General features: G+C 60.3%; 21 protein-coding genes. 7 read left to right on the forward strand and 14 right to left on the reverse strand.

Annotation, left to right across the window (positions count from 1 at the left end):
- Positions 1-8 precede the first annotated feature (8 nt).
- The 9 genes from NUH88_RS02025 to NUH88_RS02065 form a co-directional block, all read right to left on the reverse strand.
- Positions 9-3,707, reverse strand: a complete 3,699-nt coding sequence (locus NUH88_RS02025; RefSeq protein WP_257769651.1) for a hypothetical protein — start codon at positions 3,705-3,707, stop codon at positions 9-11.
- Positions 3,707-4,429: an OmpA/MotB family protein gene (locus tag NUH88_RS02030; protein ID WP_257769652.1), complete on the reverse strand. Its 723-nt coding sequence runs from the start codon at positions 4,427-4,429 to the stop codon at positions 3,707-3,709. Before NUH88_RS02030 ends, NUH88_RS02025 begins: the two co-directional genes overlap by 1 nt.
- 2 nt (positions 4,430-4,431) lie before the next feature.
- On the reverse strand, positions 4,432-5,070 hold the full coding sequence (locus NUH88_RS02035; protein WP_257769653.1) for a hypothetical protein: 639 nt from the start codon (positions 5,068-5,070) through the stop codon (positions 4,432-4,434).
- 3 nt (positions 5,071-5,073) lie between these two features.
- Complete coding sequence (locus tag NUH88_RS02040) at positions 5,074-5,541, reverse strand: protein phosphatase CheZ (protein WP_257769654.1); 468 nt, start codon at positions 5,539-5,541, stop codon at positions 5,074-5,076.
- Positions 5,542-5,585: 44 nt separating this feature from the next.
- Positions 5,586-5,975, reverse strand: a complete 390-nt coding sequence (locus NUH88_RS02045) for a response regulator (protein ID WP_193179982.1) — start codon at positions 5,973-5,975, stop codon at positions 5,586-5,588.
- 203 nt (positions 5,976-6,178) lie between these two features.
- Positions 6,179-7,042, reverse strand: a complete 864-nt coding sequence (locus NUH88_RS02050) for a MotE family protein (RefSeq protein ID WP_257769655.1) — start codon at positions 7,040-7,042, stop codon at positions 6,179-6,181.
- Positions 7,042-7,590 (reverse strand): DUF6468 domain-containing protein, encoded by a 549-nt coding sequence (locus NUH88_RS02055; RefSeq protein ID WP_257769656.1) that lies wholly within the window; start codon positions 7,588-7,590, stop codon positions 7,042-7,044. The genes NUH88_RS02050 and NUH88_RS02055 overlap by 1 nt, the downstream gene beginning before the upstream one ends.
- 8 nt (positions 7,591-7,598) lie before the next feature.
- Positions 7,599-8,636, reverse strand: a complete 1,038-nt coding sequence (gene fliM / locus NUH88_RS02060; protein WP_257769657.1) for a flagellar motor switch protein FliM — start codon at positions 8,634-8,636, stop codon at positions 7,599-7,601.
- Positions 8,637-8,645: 9 nt separating this feature from the next.
- Positions 8,646-9,185, reverse strand: coding sequence for a flagellar basal body-associated FliL family protein (locus NUH88_RS02065; RefSeq protein WP_257769658.1), 540 nt, complete (start codon positions 9,183-9,185; stop codon positions 8,646-8,648).
- Positions 9,186-9,614: 429 nt separating this feature from the next.
- Between NUH88_RS02065 and flgF the strand changes: the two genes are divergently transcribed.
- The 4 genes from flgF to flgH are packed head-to-tail and all read left to right on the forward strand — an operon-like array spanning position 9,615 to position 12,975.
- Positions 9,615-10,340 (forward strand): flagellar basal-body rod protein FlgF, encoded by a 726-nt coding sequence (gene flgF, locus NUH88_RS02070; protein WP_257769659.1) that lies wholly within the window; start codon positions 9,615-9,617, stop codon positions 10,338-10,340.
- Positions 10,341-10,364: 24 nt separating this feature from the next.
- The gene (gene flgG / locus NUH88_RS02075; protein WP_257769660.1) at positions 10,365-11,150 is read left to right on the forward strand and encodes a flagellar basal-body rod protein FlgG; all 786 of its coding nucleotides are present in this window, start codon (positions 10,365-10,367) and stop codon (positions 11,148-11,150) included.
- A 35-nt stretch (positions 11,151-11,185) separates the two neighbouring features.
- Entirely contained in the window at positions 11,186-12,172 is a 987-nt protein-coding gene (gene flgA / locus NUH88_RS02080; RefSeq protein WP_257769661.1) for a flagellar basal body P-ring formation chaperone FlgA, read from the forward strand.
- Positions 12,173-12,213: 41 nt separating this feature from the next.
- Positions 12,214-12,975 (forward strand): flagellar basal body L-ring protein FlgH, encoded by a 762-nt coding sequence (flgH, locus tag NUH88_RS02085; protein ID WP_257769662.1) that lies wholly within the window; start codon positions 12,214-12,216, stop codon positions 12,973-12,975.
- 124 nt (positions 12,976-13,099) lie between these two features.
- Here flgH and dksA read toward each other — a convergent pair whose 3' ends face one another.
- Together dksA and NUH88_RS02095 are read right to left on the reverse strand one after the other, a co-directional pair.
- Positions 13,100-13,516 carry an RNA polymerase-binding protein DksA gene (gene dksA, locus NUH88_RS02090; protein WP_257769663.1) on the reverse strand — a complete coding sequence of 139 codons (417 nt, stop codon included), beginning with the start codon at positions 13,514-13,516 and terminating at the stop codon, positions 13,100-13,102.
- A 174-nt stretch (positions 13,517-13,690) separates the two neighbouring features.
- Positions 13,691-14,113 (reverse strand): flagellar assembly protein FliX, encoded by a 423-nt coding sequence (locus tag NUH88_RS02095; protein ID WP_257769664.1) that lies wholly within the window; start codon positions 14,111-14,113, stop codon positions 13,691-13,693.
- Positions 14,114-14,299: 186 nt separating this feature from the next.
- Between NUH88_RS02095 and NUH88_RS02100 the strand changes: the two genes are divergently transcribed.
- The 3 genes from NUH88_RS02100 to NUH88_RS02110 are packed head-to-tail and all read left to right on the forward strand — an operon-like array spanning position 14,300 to position 16,252.
- Entirely contained in the window at positions 14,300-15,454 is a 1,155-nt protein-coding gene (locus tag NUH88_RS02100; RefSeq protein ID WP_257769666.1) for a flagellar basal body P-ring protein FlgI, read from the forward strand.
- 11 nt (positions 15,455-15,465) lie between these two features.
- Positions 15,466-15,801, forward strand: coding sequence for a rod-binding protein (locus NUH88_RS02105; RefSeq protein WP_257769667.1), 336 nt, complete (start codon positions 15,466-15,468; stop codon positions 15,799-15,801).
- Between the two features lies 1 nt (position 15,802).
- Positions 15,803-16,252, forward strand: coding sequence for a flagellar protein FlgN (locus NUH88_RS02110; protein WP_257769668.1), 450 nt, complete (start codon positions 15,803-15,805; stop codon positions 16,250-16,252).
- A 62-nt stretch (positions 16,253-16,314) separates the two neighbouring features.
- On the opposite strand, the gene NUH88_RS02115 is transcribed toward NUH88_RS02110, so the two are convergent.
- The 3 genes from NUH88_RS02115 to NUH88_RS02125 all read right to left on the reverse strand — a co-directional run bounded on the left by NUH88_RS02115 (position 16,315) and on the right by NUH88_RS02125 (position 18,997).
- Positions 16,315-17,244, reverse strand: a complete 930-nt coding sequence (locus tag NUH88_RS02115) for a tetratricopeptide repeat protein (RefSeq protein ID WP_257769670.1) — start codon at positions 17,242-17,244, stop codon at positions 16,315-16,317.
- Between the two features lie 187 nt (positions 17,245-17,431).
- On the reverse strand, positions 17,432-17,818 hold the full coding sequence (locus NUH88_RS02120; RefSeq protein WP_257769671.1) for a hypothetical protein: 387 nt from the start codon (positions 17,816-17,818) through the stop codon (positions 17,432-17,434).
- Positions 17,819-17,995: 177 nt separating this feature from the next.
- Positions 17,996-18,997: a flagellin N-terminal helical domain-containing protein gene (locus NUH88_RS02125; protein WP_257769672.1), complete on the reverse strand. Its 1,002-nt coding sequence runs from the start codon at positions 18,995-18,997 to the stop codon at positions 17,996-17,998.
- Between the last annotated feature and the right edge of the window lie 13 nt (positions 18,998-19,010).

Here is a 19,010-nt window from a genome sequence, read left to right on the forward strand (position 1 = left end):
TCTCAAAGCTAATTGGTCGCGCTGAGCGGCTTGTCCCGCAGGCGGTCCCGATAGGACGTCAGGAAAGCCTGGAAGCGGCCGATCTCGCCGAACCGGTCCGCGAGGGTGCGGAAATCGTCCAGTTCGCCTTCCGTCTTGTTGGTGATCAGGCGGAAAGCTTCGCGGAACGGCGTGTTGTCCATTTGCTGGGTATAGAGTTGCCGCACCCGGCTCAGTTGGTCGAGATTGTTGCTAAGCGAGAGCGAGACCGCCCAGTTCAGGATCAGGGTCGCCGCCCGCTCATCGATCCGGCGCCCGTCGCGGCCGGATCTCCCGACGAGCCTCTGGAAGACCTCTGCCGCCTGTCCCCAGCGCTGGGTGCGCCAGAAGATATCCGCCCGCAGCAGATCCGCGTCCCGGCTCTGGTCACCGGACAGCAGGCGCAATGCGCCGTCCGCGTCGCCGAGTTCGAATTCCGCCCTCGCCCGCAAACGCTTGCGTTCCAAAGCCAGATCCGCACCGATCCCCGGGGCGACGCTCTCGTCAAGCGCGTCCAGCGCCTCCTCCGGTCGGCGGTCGAGCAGACGGATCAGAGCCAGCCGGGCACCGACCCGTGCCTTGTCCTCGCCCTGCAGACGGAATTTCACCTGACGTTCCAGGAGGATCGACGCGCGATCGAGCAGATCGACCTGAACCAGACGATCCGCAAGACGCTGAATGATCTCGTCCCCTCTCGCACCGACCGGCGTCAACTCGCGGAACTGGTCATAAAGCGAAAGCGCCTGGATAGGCGTCATCTGATCGGATTCGCCACCCGTGAAGATCTTCGTGAACGCGTTGGTCATCTCTTCCGCGACCTGGTCCGCATAGAGATTGTCCGGGAAAAACGTGACCGCTTCGCGGAGCGCGTTCAGCCCCTTAACGTATTCGCCTTCTTCCAGATAGAGCCGGCCGAGTTCGCGCAGAAGATCGAACTCGACCTGATCTCCGCGCCACGTGTAGCGCAGGCTCTCGAGCCCCGCGATCGCGTCGGTCTGGCTCAATTGACCATTGCGCAGGCCATGCTCGATCAGGGCCCGTTCCGACCGGACCCGCGCCCATCGGTCCTCCCCCTGAGCAAGCCGCCGCCAGAAATCGAGCGCGGTATCGACGTCGCCGGATGCATAAAGCACACGACCGCGCAGGTAATTGAGCCGGGCTTGCTCGCCCGGCGTCGGCTGTCCGTCCGCCACCACGTCGATAAAGGCCCCGGCCCCCCGGAAATCGCCGGCGCGGATCGCCGCCTCCGCCGCCAGCAAGGCCATTTGGGTCGCCATATTTCTTGGGTAGCCGCCGGGAATTTCTCCGGCCCGCGCGAAATGCTCGACAGCCTCCGGCCAGCGTCCCTGCGAGGCTTTCGTGGCACCGCGCCAGAGTTCGGCTTCCGAGAGTCCGTTCAGGCTGCGATCCATCAGGTCTTCTTCCGCTTCCTTGAAGCGGCCGAGCATGAACTGCGCCGCGCCTTTCAGCGCCTTGACGTCCGGACGGCGGGCAAGGTCCTCGTCTTCCACCTCGATGGTGCGTATCAGCCCCATCGCTTCCGCGGAGAGGCCGTGAGCGAAATAGAAATGAGCGAGCTCGAGGCGGGGGCCGCTGCGCGCGATGCTCGTCGCCTCGGAAATGCGCCGCTGGATCGCCTGCTTTTCCGCAAGAAAGCGATCGATATCGCCTTTGCGCCAATTGCTGAAATCGAAGATCCGGCCGGGTGCAAGTCCGGGCGGGAGACCATCGATACGCTGCGCGACCTGATCGTCCGTCGACTGCTGTACCTCGCGGGAAATCGTCAACCCGCCAGTCTTCGTCACCGCAACTCCGTCCGGAAGAGACCGGAGAGTCACGTCATCTGAAAACGGCTGTACGACGACGCCTTGCGCCGTGTTCAGCAGGTTGAACTCGACAAACTGCCGAAGTCCATCGATCCCACGGCTCAGGGAGGCAACCGGCACGACGAAGAGCTGGTCCCCGATTTCGGGATCGCGGAGAATGACCGTCGCGCCGTGATCCTCCATTGGAATGAAGACACGGGGTCCCTGCGCACTCACGAGTTGGGTGTCGACCCGGAGCGGCACGTCCGGCCGGCTGTTCTGCGGCCGGAAATCGACAATCCAGACCGCGTTGTCACGCCAGACGCGGGGATTGACCCCTTCAACCGTCGGAAACCGCACGGCAGAGCCTCCCCGTACGGGGACCTGGCTCTTGGCACCCAGAAGCTGGAAATCGGCGCGCTCAAGAGCCGTCATATCGAAACGCGCGGGCGCGCCGAACACCACCCAGACGTAGCCAGCACGCGAGAAAACGGCCGCCGGTACGGGTTGGGTCCACTCGAACCGGACCGAAACGACGTTGTTCTCGATACTGGCGGTCATCGGAATCACCGGGCCCTCGATCGCCGCCGCATCGCCCGCGGACAAGCTCCTGACGAGGGAGTCGCCGTCCTTCATCAAGGCTTTCAGATCGATCTCGCGCAGCCGTGTCGCCGTACCAAAAGCATCGGGCTCATCCTCGATCCGCGACGCGAGCGGCGCGGCAGAGGTCGGCAGCGTCTCTGCGTCGGTCATTCCGGCGCTTTGACCGCCGGTCTCCACAGGCGGGACCGCCTCTTCCGCATTGCCCGGCGCTGTTTCCGTCACTGGTGCGGGCGCCGCCGCAACGCTTTGCCCATCCGCCGACGGTTCTGCCGCGCGCGGAGACGGCAGTGTCGCGAGCCCGAACTGTTTTGCAACTTGCTGCGCCGTGTCGGTGGCTTGCGAAGGCGGTATCGCTGCAGTTACCGGCTGACTCGGTGCTGCCGCCGGAACGGGCACCGCAGGCTGCGCAGATACTCCGGTGCGGCTCGGCTCCCCTCCGGCCACCACGTCGAGCACTATGCGCGTTCCAGTCTTGAAATGACGGATACCGTCCCTTGCCTGCAAGGGAATCGTGACCTCGATGGCATTGACGCCGGGCACGGATGAGAAACTCTTGAACCGGTCGGGCACACGTGCACGAAGCTCCGCATCGTCGATCCAGGCAGAGCGGGCAAATCGCAAGACCGTTCGGTCAGGCTGCTCCGAAACTGTGTAAGGCGTGTCCGCCGTCCAGTCGAAGACGAACCTGAAATAGCGATCATGCGCACCTGTACGCACATTCAGGATCGGCTGGTTCGCGCCACGCGGCGTGGAGGGCGGGGCCTCCCTCGTCGCCGGCGGCGATGCCGGGGCACGGGCGGCTCCGGCTTGCGCAGCAGCGGGTGTGGGAGGCGGCGCGGGTGCCGGCGCCGCTCGTGGCGCAGCTACCGCCGGCGGTGCCGCCGCCGCCCGGTCATAGAAATCGATGACGACGGAATTTCCGTCCCTTCTGGAGCGGAACCGCGGATTTTCGGAAAGGTCGATCAACACTGTCCGGTTATCGGAGTCGAGACTGACAGCGCTCACGAATTTACCGACACCGCCCGCAACCGGACCGAAATCCCCGGCCACGTTTCTGTTAAACGTAACCGCGAGGGTGGAGCCGAATTTTTGTGCGCTGTAGCCGACCCGCGCAGGCCAGTCGAAACGGATGCTGTCGACACCGTCACGGCTCGCGCCTGCGATGCTCACCTGTTGTGCCTGGACCGCCCCGCCAAAAGCCAAGACAAGCCAAGCCACGACGAAAACAAGCCCGAACACCCGTTCCGTCAGCCGGCGCTGCGCTCCGCTACGGCCCGGCATCACCGGTCCCGCTCTTTGTAGATGACGAGGTCCACACGGCGCGCCCGTCGAAACCGCTCTTCCTCTTCCAGTCGGGCATCGATCTCCGCGAACTTTCCGTCTGCTGCGCCGCGAACCTCGACCGGCTTTTCGTATCCGAAGCGCCGCAGTGCCTCGGCTACCGCAACCGCGCGTGCAAGCGAAAGCTCCCAGTTGGAACTGAATTTACCGGTGCCCGAGATGAAGGGCCGCGGATCCGTATGCCCGACGATATCGATCCTGTTATCGAGCTGTGAAAGCGCCACGGCGAGGTTGAACATTGCCCCCTCGCCGGACTCCCGCAACACCGCTGCGCCCGGGGCGAAGAAGACGTCACTCGCCATCGAAATCACGAGCCGCCCGCCGTTCTCAGTGACTCTCGCATCCCTAAGGATCGCGTCCCGGGCAAGTTCGGCTTTCAGAAGTTTCTGAAGATAACCGAGATCGAACCCCAGACCGGGATCTTCCGACCTGATCGTCTCGGGCATGACGGCCTGCCGCGCCCTGGTGGGATTATCGCTGGAGAACGCCGACCTGAGAGACGCGGTAAAGGATTCCCATTGCGGCGCGTCGGGCGTGGTCATCGAGAAGAGCAGAACGAAGAAGGCGAGCAGCAGGGAGACCAGATCGACAAAGGTTACCATCCAACTGACGCCGTTGCCGGCCGTACGCCTGTTTTGCCGTCGGGAAACCGCGCTTTCCATCTCTATCGTGCCCCGCCGGTGCCGAGATCGACGGCTATGCGCATCGTGTCGGCTTGCGGCATAGAGCGGAAGCCGATCGAGACACCGGGTCGCGGCGCCCCGCTTCCGATCAGAATTTCCGCCATGCGCGCTGCACGAAGCTGCGATAGCTTCCGCCCGGCTTCGGACGAAGAATACGGGAACCAGATTCGCACTTCCGCATTATGACGACCGACCTCGCGCGTCAGAATGGGAGCAATCCGCGCGGCGAACTTGCGAAAATCGAGCACCGGGTCGACCGAACGCCTTTCGAACAATTCCCCAATCTCGAATTCGACAAAGACCGGATTGCCCTGACGTTCTTCCCTCAGCCAAGTGACGCTTAGAAGCGGGTTGAAAGCCTCGAATACTTCGTTTCTGAACCCGGCATCCTCGTTCCGTCCCGGATCTCCCTCGAAAACGCCGGTCCCGGTTCCGCCCTTGAGAATGGCGGCAAAACTGGAGCGGACGCTGTCTAGGACATCGTTGCTCTTGCCATCTACTCTTGTGGAGATCGAATTCAGAAAAATGAAGAACGCGAGGAGCAACAGAAAAAGGCTCAGGAACAGCGGCAAGCTGCCGAGCTGGCTCGTTCCACGTGCCTTGTCGTCGCTTCGGACCATAGACTACTTGTTGAGTTGGTCCATCAGCGCATCAATTTCTTCCTGGGTCTTTGCATCGGAAGGCAGCTGAGGACCGTTCAACAAACCCTCTTCTGAGAACGGTTCACCGCCCGATTTTTCAACATTTTCCGTGTGTTTGTCACGATTTCTTTTCGCTTCGGATGAAGCATCGTCCGGGCCGTGGCCCGTATGGGCCAAAACCGCTTCGACACGATCCGCGACATTGTCGAGAGTTTGGTGAATACGTCCGACTCTCTGGCCGGTGAGATCCTGGAAGCCACAGGCCTCGAAGATCTCGACGATCGCCTCACCGACAGCCTCGGAAACATCTTCCGGCATACCGTCCCGAAGCCCGTCTATCTTTTCGACGGCAGTCAGAATCTTTTCGGCCGCCGCTTCAGCAACTGAAGCGACAGCATCAAGTTCGAGCGCCGCTTCAGGCAGCAATTCTTCGCGAACGTCTTTAACCATCGAACTCCCCTGCGGCGACGGTTTGTCCGCGCTGGCCGGCGCGCTTAGAAAGCGCCGATCACCGCGGTCATTTTCGTCTTCAGGGTCGCCGCGTTGAACGGCTTGACGATGTAGTTGTTAACGCCAGCCTGCTTGGCCGCCACGACGTTCTCGGTCTTGCTCTCGGCAGTAACCATGATGAACGGCGTGCTTTTCAGCTTCGCGTCGGCCCGTACTTCCTTCAGCAACTGAAGACCAGTCATGGGCTCCATGTTCCAGTCGGAAATCACAAGCCCGTACTCTTCGCCACGACGGAGCATCTGCAGCGCCTGACTGCCGTCGCTCGCCTCGTCCACATTGTTGAAGCCAAGCTGCTTCAGAAGGTTCCGAATAATGCGCAGCATTGTCTTGTAGTCATCGACAATGAGGATCTTCATGCCCTTGTCGACCGCCATCGGCACCTCTCCATTTCATAATATCCCGGATCCATATCCGGCTTTAGATTAACCAACGGGCAGACACTAACCCGATCCTATTAAAAGGACGTTAATGCCTGATATCCCGATGAAATACTGCCAATCACCGGGTTTCGGCAAGTTTCCTCTGAGAATGAGGCCCGACACGCACCGTAACAGATGTATTGAGCCCGGGACGGCGGTCAGTTCGTGGTGAGCGGGATAGATTTGCGTTCAGCGATTCGCGACGTGACTTCCTTGGCCTTCTGCGGACGCATGTTGGCAAGAACCGGCGCCGACTTCGACGCCTTCATACGATCAAAGACCCTCAGCAGGATATCCATGTCCAACTCGTCGAAGATGCGGGCTGCATCCTTCGGTTTCATCTTCTCGTAGATCTGGACGAGGCCTTTTATCTCCTCTTCCTCCTGCTCGTCATATGTCTTGATGAGACTCTCGATCTCCGCGCGCACCGCTTCGAGCTCGACAATTTTCTTCTCGATTCGATCTTCCGCGGCAGTCAGCAGGCCTTCCTTTTGAATCACCGCTTGCTCTCGCGCGTCCAGCTCCTTGCGGCGCTTCGAAAGATCCTGCAGCAATTCGATTTCCGAACGCGTAAACAGAACCGGGTCCAAGGGTTTGTCCGCCTCTTTGTCGGCAGCAGGCTCGGTCGCTTGCGCGACCTGTTCCGGCTCTGCCTGTCCGGATGCGGCCGGACGCGTGGCCGGGCTGTCCGCCTCGGCGAATGCCGCGACGGTCACCGGCGACCGCCCATTTTTCAGCGTATCCCAAATCCCGACGGCCTTGACGCTGATCAGCAGGGCCGCAGCGAAGACGAGAACCGGCAACACCCGGACTATCGTGCGGGAGCGGCCACCGATCCGGCGCGGCGCGGAAGCTGCCCGCGCGTCTCGTTTGGTGTTTTTTCCGCCCGCGGCACGATTTGCCGGAGCCTTGCCCTTGACCGGACGCCCGCCCTGAATGCGCGCTGCGTTTGGCGTGGCCGATTGCGACTCGGCATCTGACGACGGCGTCGTGGCGATTTTTCCGCGGCGGTCATAGGCCATCAGCGTGCGTTCCTCAGCGCTTTCAGCAATTCTTCTTCAGCTTCCGATCGCGGCGAAGAAGCTGCCGGCTCCGGTGCTGCGTCTCCTCCACCGGGAGCGGGGGCACGGCCTTGATCTGCGCCACGCCGAACCGCAGCTGCTTGCTGCCGCTTCGCCGGTTGCTTGCGCGGAGCTTCGGATCGCACACCGGCCTGAGAAGATGCCTGCGGCTGCACAACAGTTGTACCCTCGCTCGCATTCGCAAGCCGTCCAGCCACGATATCGGCACGCTCAACCAAAAATGCAAGTTCGTCACGCAATGCTTCTGCCTTCGAGGCCGCGTCCCGAAAGACGGACTTTCCATTCTCACCGGCGCTTCTGAGCCCTGCCGTCGCCGCCTCCGCCCGTGCACAGGCAACATTCAGCTTGTCCACGAAGGTATCCATCTCTTCGTGATTGCCCCGCAGTCGATTCAGCTTCCGATTCAGAATCATCGCATAGACGATCGTCGCCAGAAGCAACACGACCAGCAATCCGTCAAGCGCGAGGGGCAGAATCGTTTCCGTCATGCGGCGGCCTACATCTTCCGCAGTTTCTGATTGATCTTAACTGCAATATTCCCGTTGCGCTGCCCCATCCCGCCGACAAAGAGCGGAACGTCGCCACAGCGCATGTCGATCGTGGATTTCGGGCTCGCGTTCAGGAGCAGCCTTGTCCCGGGCTTCCAGTTGAGCACGTCGTTCAAAGACAGCACGACCTGATCCAGAACGGCCTCGAGCTCGATATCCGTCGCCCAGAGCTCGTTCGCGAGGTGAGTTTCCCAGATCGAATCGCGGCCGAACTTCTCCCCCATGAACATCTGGAGCAGAAGTTCGCGGACCGGCTCCAGCGTCGCGTAAGGAAGCATCAATTCGAGCCGACCGCCGCGGTCTTCCATGTCGATCCTGAGCCGCGCCAGAACCGCTGCGTTGGCAGGACGGGCGATGGTCGCGAAACGCGGGTTGGTCTCAAGCCGGTCGAAGCGGAAGGTCACCGGACTCAGCGGATCGAAGGCGGCGGAAAGGTCGCTCAGCACGACCGTGACCATACGCTCGACCAGGTTACGCTCGATTGTGGTGTAGGGCCGGCCTTCGATACGCATAGCGGCGGTGCCGCGGCGGCCTCCGAGCAGCACATCGACGATGGAATAGATCAGCGCCGAATCGACGACCAGAAGGCCGTAATTATCCCATTCCTCCGCCTTGAAAACGCTGAGCATCGCCGGCAGCGGGATCGAGTTCAGATAGTCGCCGAAGCGGATCGAGGTAATGTTGTCGAGCGAGACCTCGACGTTGTCGGACGTAAAGTTTCTGAGGCTTGTCGACATCATGCGCACAAGGCGGTCAAAGACGACCTCGAGCATCGGAAGGCGCTCATAGGAAACGAGCGCCGAGTTGACAATCGCCTGGATACCGGATGTGTCGCCGTCTCCGCCCGCACCCTCGTCGAAGCCGAGAAGGGAGTCGATCTCGTCCTGGTTTAGAACACGGGCGCCTGTACCGCCGCCGCCGACATCCTCGTCTTCGTCGTCATCGGCCATCGCCTCCCATTCGGCAGCAAGATCATCATCGGCCATGGGAATACCTCACTGAACCAGCATTTCCTTGAACAGGACGTCTTTAACCCGCGCCGGACGGACCGCCAGGTTCACGCGCCGCAACAGCTCCTCGCGCAAGCGGTACATTCCAGCCGACCCCTGAAGATCGTCGACCCGGAGCTCCCGCAAATATACCTGAAAATTGTCGACGATACGCGGCAAGTTCTCGTTCACGACATCGACATCGGCGGGATCGCTCACTTCCAGCGCGATCTTGATCTTCAGAAAGGCCGTTTTGCGGCTGTTGGTATTCAGGTTGACGATCAGGTCCGGAACCTCGAAGAAAATGGCCTGCGCCGCCGGTTGGGGCGCTTCCGGCTCCGCCGCCTGCTCGCCCCCCTCCACTTCGGGAGGCGGCTCCTCACCGCCCAGCATGCCGAGCATGAGCGCGCCGCCGGCCCCGGCGCCGACAAGCAGCAGAAGAGGCAGCAGCACGAAGAGAATGATCTTCTTAGGGCTTAGCTTGCGGCTAGAGCCATCTTCCTCGACTTCACCGCCGTCCTCGACGACTTCGCCTTCTTCGGCCATCAAACCCGTCCTGTATCATGCCATCACGTTAAGGCCGGAATTTGGCCGAAATCAGGCAACACGCATTCCACACCCGGCTTTCTTCATGCGGCTTGACCAATTGCAAGCAAGGCAAGGACCAAAGGTGCGGACCATTGATTTGAGTAAACCATAAGACGCGCCATTTCTCCATATTTTTCATTAACTTCCAGATATGAGCGAACCCAGTCTCTAAAGACGAGCCCGCGTCGCGCATCCGCGAGGCCCGTTTTCGGCGCCCGGCAAAAGCTGCCACATGGTCCGGACTTGCCGTTCCACGGGCCAACCAACTCGGCACAAACACACTAATTTATTGATTTTATTTATTTTTTAATTTGGCACGAAACCTGCTTTCTCCTTGGCAACGGCCGTAGAACGCGGCGATTTGGAAATTGGTTGGGAAAAATCGTCATGGAAAACGCGATCTATATCGGGCTCTCCAGGCAGTCGGCGCTCCGGCGCGAGCTCTCTCTGGTGGCGAACAATATCGCGAACAGCAGCACTGCCGCGTTCAAGCGCGAGATTGCGCTCTACTCGCCCTATGAGACCGACACGAAGATGGAAGAGAAACTCGACTTCGTGATCGATCACGGCACGATCGTCATTCATCAGCCGGGCACACTGGAGCCGACACAGAATACCTTTGATGTCGCGATCGAAGGGCCCGGCTTCTTCGTCGTGGACAACGGTAATCAGCAACTCTTCACCCGGAACGGCAATTTCAAACTCGATCCGGACAATCAGTTGATCACCGGCAACGGCGAGCTGGTCATGGATGAGGGCGACAATCCGATTTTCATCCCGCAGGACGGCCGCAAGATCGAGATATCGCCGGATGGCACCATCAGTGCCGGCATCGAGGTTCTGGGCATTCTGAAGCTCGTCGAATTCGACGATCTCGCGCGCATGCAGAAGCGCGGCGGCAGCCTCTTCGATACCACCGAAGCTCCGAAGCCGGCCCAAGAATCGGAGCTGCTCCAAGGTCATCTCGAGACCTCGAACGTTTCGGCGATCAGCGAATTGACCCGGATGATCGACGTCCAGCGCTCCTACGAGGGCGTGAAGAACATGCTGGACAAGGAGGCCGAACGGCTCCGCACCTCTGTCCGCAAACTCGGCTCGCCTCAGGCGGTCTAACCTGTTGCTGGAAGGATAAGTACCATGCAATCCCTGAACATCGCCTCCACCGGCATGCTGGCCCAGCAGACCAACGTCGAGGTCATCTCCAACAACATCGCCAACATGAACACCACGGCGTTCAAGCGGCATCGCGCCCAGTTCCAGGATCTTCTCTATCAAGATCTGCGGCGTGTCGGTTCCAACTCGTCCGACGCAGGGACGATCGTGCCGTCCGGTATCCAGCTCGGTGTCGGTGTCCGGACTGCGGCCACCTATCGGGTGAACGAGCAGGGCTCGCTCATCCTGACGGACAACCAATTCGACCTCGCGATCCGCGGCAACGGATACTTCCAGGTTCTGCTCCCGGACGGCGAGACGGCCTATTCCCGGGACGGCTCTTTCCAGGTGAGCCAGGACGGCACGCTGGTGACCGCCGACGGCTATACAGTCCAGCCCGGCATCACGATCCCGTCGGAAGCGATCGGCGTGACGATCAACGAGTCCGGCCAGGTTCTCGTGAAACTCGACGGCCAGACCGCCGAGTCCAATGTCGGCCAGATCCAGCTCGCGATCTTCCAGAATGATGCCGGTCTCGAACATGCCGGTAACAACCTTCTGCTGGAAACCGAGGCGTCCGGCGCACCGAGCACCGCGAACCCCGGCACCGACGGCTTTGGTACCCTTTTCCAGGGCTACATCGAATCCTCGAACGTCGATCCAGTGCAGGAAATCACCGACCTGATCACGGCTCAACGCGCCTACGAGCTGAACTCGAAGGTCATCGAGACCTCCGACCAGATGATGGCCACGGTCAACCAGGTCCGCTAACGCGGGCCTGAGACCTCCTAACCGGGAGAAGTGACATGACAGGCAAAAAGCTGAAGCCCCTGACGCTCTTCTCGGCCGCGCTGCTGCTCGGCGCCGCCATCGGCGGAGCACAGCCGGCCGAGGCCGGGCTCAAGGCGAATAATGCGATTTTCGCCAACGACACGGTCACGTTGCACGGCGACTCTCTCATGCTGAGCGATCTATTTTCCGGCCTCCCTGCCGGCAAGGACGCCCGCATCGGAGACGCCCCGCTCCCGGGAGAGGACATCGTCGTCCGAGCCGGCACGCTGCAACAGCTGGCCTCGGCTCACGACATCGACTGGACGCCGAGCAGTAGCCGCACGCGCGTGATCGTGGAGCGTGAAGGCCGTGCCGTTCCGCTGGAGCGGATCCGGAGCGCCATCGAAGAGCAACTGGTCGAGGACTATGTTACCGACCGCATCGAGGTCGATGTCACGAACCGCCGTCTATCCCTGATGGTACCGAGTGAAATGGATCCTGAAGTCACGGTCGAAAACCTCGATTACAGCAGCCGGAACCAGCGTTTCGCAGCGATCGTTTCCGTGCCTCTCGGCAACGGCAAGTCCCTGCGGGCCAAGGTTCAGGGCGAAGTCCACGCCGTGATCGAGGTACCGGTTCTGAACCGGCATGCGGCACCGGGCGAGACGATCCGCGAGAGCGATATTTCCTGGACGGAAATGCGGGCACGCCGGAGTAACCACAACACCGTGACCACTGTCGATCAGCTCGTCGGCATGAGCGTGCGCCGGCCGATCGGCGCCGGCCGCGTGATCCGGCGAACGGATGTCAAACCGGTACAGCTGATCCGCAAGGGCGATGTCGTCACCATGGTGTTCCGCACCTCTGCGATGACCCTGACCCTCCGCGGCCAGGCACTTGAGAACGGTGCGCGCCGCGACTCGATCCGGGTGAAGAATCTCGCGAGCGGCAAAACGGTCATCGGCTCGGTAACGGATGCCGGGATCGTCTCCGTCGCCGGCCCCCGCATCGCAATGAACTGAACAGACAAGCGCCAGAACAGGCCTTTTGAGGATACGGTAAAATGACCAAGAAAAATCTCTCCGCTCAACTCGCCCGCCTCTGCGCCGTGGCCCTGATCGGAACCTCCGTCAGCGCATGCAACGTTTTCCAGAGACTGGCGGACATCGGCAAGACGCCGGAGCTTTCGGAGATCCAGAACCCGACACAGGCAGCCAACTACCGTCCGGTCTCGATGCCGATGCCGACTCCGGTGACCGCGACGCGCCAGGCCAACTCGCTCTGGGTCGAAGGCTCCCGCGCTTTCTTCGAGGATCAGCGCGCAAGCGAGGTAGGCGATATCATTACTGTCGTTGTCGAAATCGCGGACGACGCCGCGATCGACAACAGAACCCGGCACGACCGAACCCACACGGACAACATGGACGTCAACGGGCTGTTCGGCATCGAAAACTGGTTCAACGAAGTTTTCCCCGAACCCGTGGCCGATCCGCTCGTCGGGTTGAGCTCCAGCACCGCAAATGACGGGCGGGGCCGAATCGACCGCAACGAAACCATCAACCTCCGTCTCGCCGCGGTGGTGACCCAGGAGCTCCCGAACGGCAACATGGTCCTGTTCGGCCGCCAGGAAGTCCGGGTGAATTTCGAGGTCCGTGAGGTCGTTGTCGGCGGCGTCATCCGGCCGGAGGACATCGCCTCCGACAATACGGTGAATTACGACGAGATGGCGGAAGCACGGATCGCCTATGGCGGGCGCGGTCAGATCTCCGATCTGCAGCAGCAGCGCTACGGAGCACAGGCCCTTGAGATCCTCATGCCCTTCTAATTCCCTATAGCGCAAGGGCGGCAAAAATTGCCGCCCTCCACAAATTACCCAACCAAACTGAAACGGGCCGTTCCGACAGGAACGGCCCTCATTTTATCGTCCTGGCGTTTGACGGATATAGAGTTCAGTCGTCGCGATGCGTTCGCTCAAGCCGCTCGTGACGTTCCTGTGCCTCAAGGCTCAGGGTCGCAATCGGTCTCGCTTCCAGTCGGCGCAATCCGATCGGCTCGTCCGTTTCCTCGCAGTAACCGTAGCTGCCGTCCTCGATGCGTTGCAGAGCCGCGTCGATCTTGCTGATCAACTTGCGCTCGCGATCGCGGGTCCGAAGCTCGATCTGATGGTCCGTCTCCAGCGACGCGCGGTCGGCCATATCCGGCTTCTGAAGGTTTTCCTGGGTCAGGTGGCTCAGCGTCTCGTTCGCTTCTTGAAGCAACTCCGCGCGCCACTTCAGCAGCTTCTGCCGGAAATACTCCTGCTGCTTCGGATTCATAAACTCTTCGTCTTCCGACGGCTTGTAGTCCGGCGGCAACGTGACGCTCATTCCGGTCCTCCACCACAAAGGCCAATCAAAGGCAAGGTTTCTGCCCTTTTCGAGCGGCGGGAGTATAGGTCCGCCCCCAGCGAGGTTCAAGCGCCAGTTTGCGTCTTCACGCGCTTGCGCGAAGATCTATAAGGCATTGAATATTAACGATAAACCGAGACGAGACGGAAATCGCTACAAAAAAGTGCCGAGTTTCGCCAACTCTACGCGCGCGCGCAGCTCGATTTCGTCGAGGATCTGGCCCAGCCTTGGATCGGTAAATCCGCGCTCCCTCGTCTGGCCGATTGTCTGCGCCAAACTGCGCAATTCCGATTCCGGGATCGCTCCAAGGAGAAGGCCATCACGAATCCTCTCCAGCCGTGCGAGAAGGTCTTCCCCTCTCTGCTGGCCTTCCCTATTGCCGCCCCGCCCATCCGGGTCCGCTTCCTGAACCGCGAGCAATCCATCGACAGGCATTGCCGAACGGGCAGCCTGGGCGGATTTGCTTTCCTGAGTTTCCTCAAGAAGGCCCGAAAACTGGGTGCCGCTTGTCGAGCCCGACTTCGACGTCTTGCGTGTCGCCGGGGTACTCACACGGCGTGATGGATCTACCTTCATTCCAGAACCCTACGCTGTTCCGCAGAGATATACTACCGCCCGGCGCACGGCATTGCGAATAATGGCTTAGCAAAAAACGTGATATGCGCCCGGTCACCTCAGGACAAGTTGGCACGATCTTCGCATCACGTCCGCCGACAAGAGTCCGAGAAACGGCTCAGCTCAAGTTAAGAGGAACCGGAAACGATGCGGCCGCAGAAAATCTACGAGACCCGCTCCAGCTTCATCAAACGCACGGCCACAGGCCTGCTGGCGGCTGCTTGCTTGCTGCTGGCTTCGGCCGGAAGCTCCGAAGCTCAGACCCGCATCAAGGATATCGTCGACTTCGAGGGTGTCCGCGAGAACATGCTGGTCGGCTACGGTCTGGTGGTCGGCCTGAACGGCACCGGTGACAGCCTCGACAGCGCAATTTTTACCCGTGAGAGCCTCGTCGGCATGCTCGAACGCCTTGGCGTGAACGCCCGCGACGACGATCTCGACACGGACAATGTCGCCGCGGTGATGGTGACGGCCACCCTCCCGCCGTTCGCCAAACAAGGCAGCCGAATCGACGTCTCCATTTCCGCCATCGGCGATGCCGAGGACCTGCTCGGCGGCACCCTTCTCGTCACGCCTCTAATTGGCGCCGACGGAGAAGTCTATGCGGTCGGCCAGGGATCGGTCGCGACCGGTGCTATTTCCGCCGCCGGCGAAGGAGAGACCATCGTCCAGGGCGTCCCGACCAGCGGCCGGATCGCCAATGGCGCGATCATCGAGCGGGAGATCGATTTCTCCATGCAGCAGATGGAAACGGTTACCATCGCCCTCAAGAACCCGGATTTCACGACCGCCCGGCGTATATCCCAGGCGATCAATGCCTTTGTCGGCCTTCCGGTTGCCCAGGTTCGCGACCTTGCATCCGTGCGCATGCTGGTGCCGGAAAATTACCGAGGCAACGCGGTGGCCCTCATCACCGATGTCGAGCAGCTGCGGGTGACCCCGGACATCCCGGCCAAGGTCGTGATCAACGAGACCACCGGCATCATCGTCATGGGCGAGAATGTCCGGATCAGCACCGTGGCGATCGCCCAGGGCAACCTGACGATCCGGATCACGGAAACGCCTCAGGTCTCGCAACCTCAGCCTTTCGCGCAGACCGGCGAGACCGTAACGGTTCCGCGGACTCAGATCGAGATCGACCAGGACGAGGATAAGCAGCTGTCCGTTCTGTCCCAGAGCGTCACTCTGCAGGAACTGGTCGACGGCCTGAATGCTCTCGGGATCGGTCCGCGCGACCTCATCTCCATTCTTCAGGCAATCAAGGCCGCCGGCGCGTTGCAGGCCGAGATCGAAGTCCTCTAAGGAGCCCGAACATGGATAATTTCGCACTCACGGAATCGGCTTCGGCATCCGCCAATCTGCGTGCCTCGCAGGCCAACGCGGCGGCGGACAAACTGAAGTTCGCCGGCAAGAACCGTGAGGAAGTACGCCGGGCCGCCGAAGAATTCGAGTCGATCTTCGTCAGCCAGATGCTCGGCCACATGTTCAAGGGTCTCGATAGCGGCGGCATGTTCGGCGGCGGGCATGCCGAAGGGATCTACCGTGACCTGATGATCGACGAGTACGGCAAGCAGGTCGTCTCAAGCGGCGGAATCGGTATCGCGGACACGATTGAAAGACAATTACTTGCTCTTCAGGAGGTGAATTAAAATGGCGGATGTTTCCATCATCGACGCGTTTCGAGAGAGCATGATCGGTCTGATGAAGCTCCTCAACGAGGAAACGGAACTCCTGAAGAAACGCGAGTTCAAAACCCTCGACCGGCTTCAGGCTCGCAAGCGCCAGCTCGCGATTTCCTTCGAGAAGCATCAGACCGAGATGCGCAAGCATCCCGAGGTACTGGAAATGATCCCCTCGGACGACCGCACCGCCCTTCGGGAGATCTATAACCGCTTCCGCTGCGCACTCTCGGACAACATGCTGGCGCTGCGCTCAAGTCATGACGCCGCCGAACGCGTTGTTTCTCTGATCATGGAATCGGTACGCAAACAGCGCGGCATCACCGCCGACGCGATTCAGTCGTTCGGCAAGACACGCACAGGCTACGATGCCTACACGCCGCTTGGTCAAAACGTCGCCGCGGTCACGAAAAGTCTCTGACACTAACCGGGCGAAAACCTGCCGACTGCGATGGTCGGCAGGAATACAAGACGGGGGGAGGCTCAGGTCAGTGCGGCGGCGCGATCCTCAGCGTCCTTCGCCGCTTCTTCGTTTCCGGCTTTGCCATGGAGCCGGGCCAGAAGTGCAAAACTCGCCGCATTACTACTGTCCAGGGCCACGGCACGTTCGGCAGCGACAATCGCATCGTCATCGCAGCCAAGAGATTCCAGCAACTCTGCAATATCGTTAAAAACCTCGCTCTCAGCCGGTGCGAAAGCGAACGTCTCTTCCAGCTCGGCCACCGCTTCGTCCCGCCGGCCGGCGCGTTTCAACAGCACCGCCAAGCGGCAACGCGTGCCGAGATCCTCCGGAGCCCGTTCCTTCACTGACTTGTAGCAACGCTCCGCGATGCTGAACTCATCAAGCTCCATCATCACGTTGCCCAACGTGAGCATAGCTTCCAGATTCTCGTTGTCCGCACTAATCGCCTGATGCAGGAATTCTGCGGCGCTCGGAAGATCCTCTTTGTCGATCTCGAGAATACCCCGCCAGGTCAGCAATCGGCTGTTGTCAGGGTGGTGCGAAAGCCCGTCCTCAATGATGGATACCGCATCGCCAATGTTCTTCTGAGCGCGATGGACCAGAGCGAGCGACAGGAAGGACTCGCTGATCTCCGGATCGACCGAGATCGCCTTGCGCAACAACTCGCCTGCCGTCTCAAGATTGTCGAGATGGAGCTGCAAAGTGCCCGCATGACAGAGGTAGCGCCCCGAATCCGGGTCTAGCTCCATGGCCGAGTCGAAAAAATCTCTCGCGGCGTCGAATTCGCCGCACTGCATACAGAGCAACCCGGCGAGATCCAGAGCTTTGTGATTCTGGGGATCCCGCTCCAGGATCTCAACATAGATATTGCGGGCCTCTACGACTTCGCCCGCCTCATGGTGATTGAGCCCGCGTTTCAGCAGTTCATTGATCGCGTCTTCGTTCTCCACGCCGGGACCCTCCGTCGGCATTCCACTAGTGCACACTGAATTCCTAACATACTTGGAACTCTAGGGGAATTTTCGCTTCCAGACGGATTTTCCGGATCCGGACGTTTTAAACCCGAATTCCGGCGCAATGGCTCTTGTGAAGGATTCTTGGGTAGATCGATGAACGGTATGACGCGAAATCAATGCCTCAGATCAGAACATTGACTTCCTGTTCGGCGCCGGCATCTGCGGCCGACTCGGTTCCACTATCCGCAGCGATCGCGCGATCTCCCGTGACAGCATTCGGTTCCTGCGTCTCAGGCGCTTCGACACCGAGACCGGCCGTTTTCTCAAGCTCCCGCACGGCACGCTCGGGCGGAAACTGGCGTGTCACTTCGCCGGAACGGCTGTCGCGGATCTCGAAAATAACTTTTAACGCCTCGGAATCGAAACGGATTACCGGGCTAAGATAGAAATCGCGCGGAATAGGATTGGCCGTACTACCAGCGTCAGAGTTCGACGCCTTCTGAGACGACGTGGGGACCTGCTGCGCAACGGATCGTGCGGCGGTCGTCCCCGAGAGGATTTCGACCATGACGATCTCCATTCTGGAGTCAATAAACCTGCCTTTTGTCGGCAACTCTAAATGTATATAGCGCTTCGCGAATCCATTGTCGAGTCATTTGCATGACGCAACAAAATTTAGGAAAAATTTAGACGCGACGAAAAGTCCGTACGGGCGGAACAACTTACCTACCGGTCAGACACACTCTTACAGGTAGTTCGCCAGCGAGAGGTTCCGAATCGAGGCGGTGGTCTGATAAGCAGCCTGGAGCTGCCCCTGAATCAACTGGAATTCTGCGGCGGCTTCGAATGAGTCGATGTTCTCGATACCATCCAGCTGTTTCGTGAGCACCGTATTGTCGTCTTTGTGCTGCGCTTCCAGGTCGGTCATCCGCCCCTGGGTGGTCCCGAGCGAGGCAATCATAAGACCGATCTGGTCCGCGGCGGTTTCAACACGCGTCAAACCATCGGTCACCAGCGCACCGTAGTCGGCATCCAGACCAGCGGCATAATCAACATCGGCGAAAACAGCGAATACCTCGAAGAGTTCCTCGAACGCGTCATTGCTGGCGAGTTCGCCATACTCCAGCCGGACTCCCTCCGCCGCGTCAAAAGCGAAGGGCTGGGTTTGTCCGGGAGGAAGACCTCCGACATTGTTCCAGTTGCCGTCCGTGGCGAAGAAGGTTGCGGAATCACCGATCACCGTCGCCGAGTTGCCGACAGCAAGAGGAGTGATCGCGGCAAAAGCGTTTGTTTTCAGGGTTGTCGCGTCAATCACTGGCTGTGTCGCGACAGAGGTACCGTTAAAGAGATAACGTCCTTCCGACTGGGAGTTGAGAAGACTTACCAGCTGGTCGATCGCCGAGTCTGCGAACTGCTTCAGGACCGGCGCCGTATCGTCGTACTTGCCTTCCTGCTGCTTGATCAGCTCGGCGCGCATCTCCTCAGCCAGATCCTGCATACCGACCAAGGCGGCTTCCATGATCTTGGTCCGAGTACGCACCCCCTCGATCGTATTGACGTAGGCCTCTTTGGTCTGGATTTCCTCGCGCAGCTGGATAGAGATCCGAGCATTGTCACCGGTGAGCCCGCTATAGATCTGCGACACCTTTCCGGTGGAGACCTGCTGCTGAGCACGAAGCATCTGATCCTGCAAATTCAGGACCGTATTCTGGGTTCGGAGGGCTGTCGTCAGGGTGGCGATACGCATCGTCTCACTCCCA

Source organism: Nisaea acidiphila, assembly GCF_024662015.1.
GTDB classification, from domain to species: Bacteria; Pseudomonadota; Alphaproteobacteria; order Thalassobaculales; family Thalassobaculaceae; genus Nisaea; species Nisaea acidiphila.

What these genes read in the sequence shown, in the direction of transcription:
- NUH88_RS02100 (WP_257769666.1), top strand. Translation starts at nt 14,300, where the DNA reads ATGCGGCCGCAGAAAATCTACGAGACCCGCTCCAGCTTCATCAAACGC.
- NUH88_RS02030 (WP_257769652.1), bottom strand. Translation starts at nt 4,429, where the DNA reads ATGGAAAGCGCGGTTTCCCGACGGCAAAACAGGCGTACGGCCGGCAAC.
- NUH88_RS02035 (WP_257769653.1), bottom strand. Translation starts at nt 5,070, where the DNA reads ATGGTCCGAAGCGACGACAAGGCACGTGGAACGAGCCAGCTCGGCAGC.
- NUH88_RS02120 (WP_257769671.1), bottom strand. Translation starts at nt 17,818, where the DNA reads ATGGTCGAAATCCTCTCGGGGACGACCGCCGCACGATCCGTTGCGCAG.
- dksA (WP_257769663.1), bottom strand. Translation starts at nt 13,516, where the DNA reads ATGAGCGTCACGTTGCCGCCGGACTACAAGCCGTCGGAAGACGAAGAG.
- flgH (WP_257769662.1), top strand. Translation starts at nt 12,214, where the DNA reads ATGACCAAGAAAAATCTCTCCGCTCAACTCGCCCGCCTCTGCGCCGTG.
- flgF (WP_257769659.1), top strand. Translation starts at nt 9,615, where the DNA reads ATGGAAAACGCGATCTATATCGGGCTCTCCAGGCAGTCGGCGCTCCGG.
- NUH88_RS02040 (WP_257769654.1), bottom strand. Translation starts at nt 5,541, where the DNA reads ATGGTTAAAGACGTTCGCGAAGAATTGCTGCCTGAAGCGGCGCTCGAA.
- NUH88_RS02050 (WP_257769655.1), bottom strand. Translation starts at nt 7,042, where the DNA reads ATGGCCTATGACCGCCGCGGAAAAATCGCCACGACGCCGTCGTCAGAT.
- NUH88_RS02065 (WP_257769658.1), bottom strand. Translation starts at nt 9,185, where the DNA reads ATGGCCGAAGAAGGCGAAGTCGTCGAGGACGGCGGTGAAGTCGAGGAA.
- NUH88_RS02045 (WP_193179982.1), bottom strand. Translation starts at nt 5,975, where the DNA reads ATGGCGGTCGACAAGGGCATGAAGATCCTCATTGTCGATGACTACAAG.
- flgG (WP_257769660.1), top strand. Translation starts at nt 10,365, where the DNA reads ATGCAATCCCTGAACATCGCCTCCACCGGCATGCTGGCCCAGCAGACC.
- NUH88_RS02025 (WP_257769651.1), bottom strand. Translation starts at nt 3,707, where the DNA reads ATGCCGGGCCGTAGCGGAGCGCAGCGCCGGCTGACGGAACGGGTGTTC.
- NUH88_RS02055 (WP_257769656.1), bottom strand. Translation starts at nt 7,590, where the DNA reads ATGACGGAAACGATTCTGCCCCTCGCGCTTGACGGATTGCTGGTCGTG.
- flgA (WP_257769661.1), top strand. Translation starts at nt 11,186, where the DNA reads ATGACAGGCAAAAAGCTGAAGCCCCTGACGCTCTTCTCGGCCGCGCTG.
- NUH88_RS02095 (WP_257769664.1), bottom strand. Translation starts at nt 14,113, where the DNA reads ATGAAGGTAGATCCATCACGCCGTGTGAGTACCCCGGCGACACGCAAG.
- fliM (WP_257769657.1), bottom strand. Translation starts at nt 8,636, where the DNA reads ATGGCCGATGATGATCTTGCTGCCGAATGGGAGGCGATGGCCGATGAC.
- NUH88_RS02110 (WP_257769668.1), top strand. Translation starts at nt 15,803, where the DNA reads ATGGCGGATGTTTCCATCATCGACGCGTTTCGAGAGAGCATGATCGGT.
- NUH88_RS02125 (WP_257769672.1), bottom strand. Translation starts at nt 18,997, where the DNA reads ATGCGTATCGCCACCCTGACGACAGCCCTCCGAACCCAGAATACGGTC.
- NUH88_RS02105 (WP_257769667.1), top strand. Translation starts at nt 15,466, where the DNA reads ATGGATAATTTCGCACTCACGGAATCGGCTTCGGCATCCGCCAATCTG.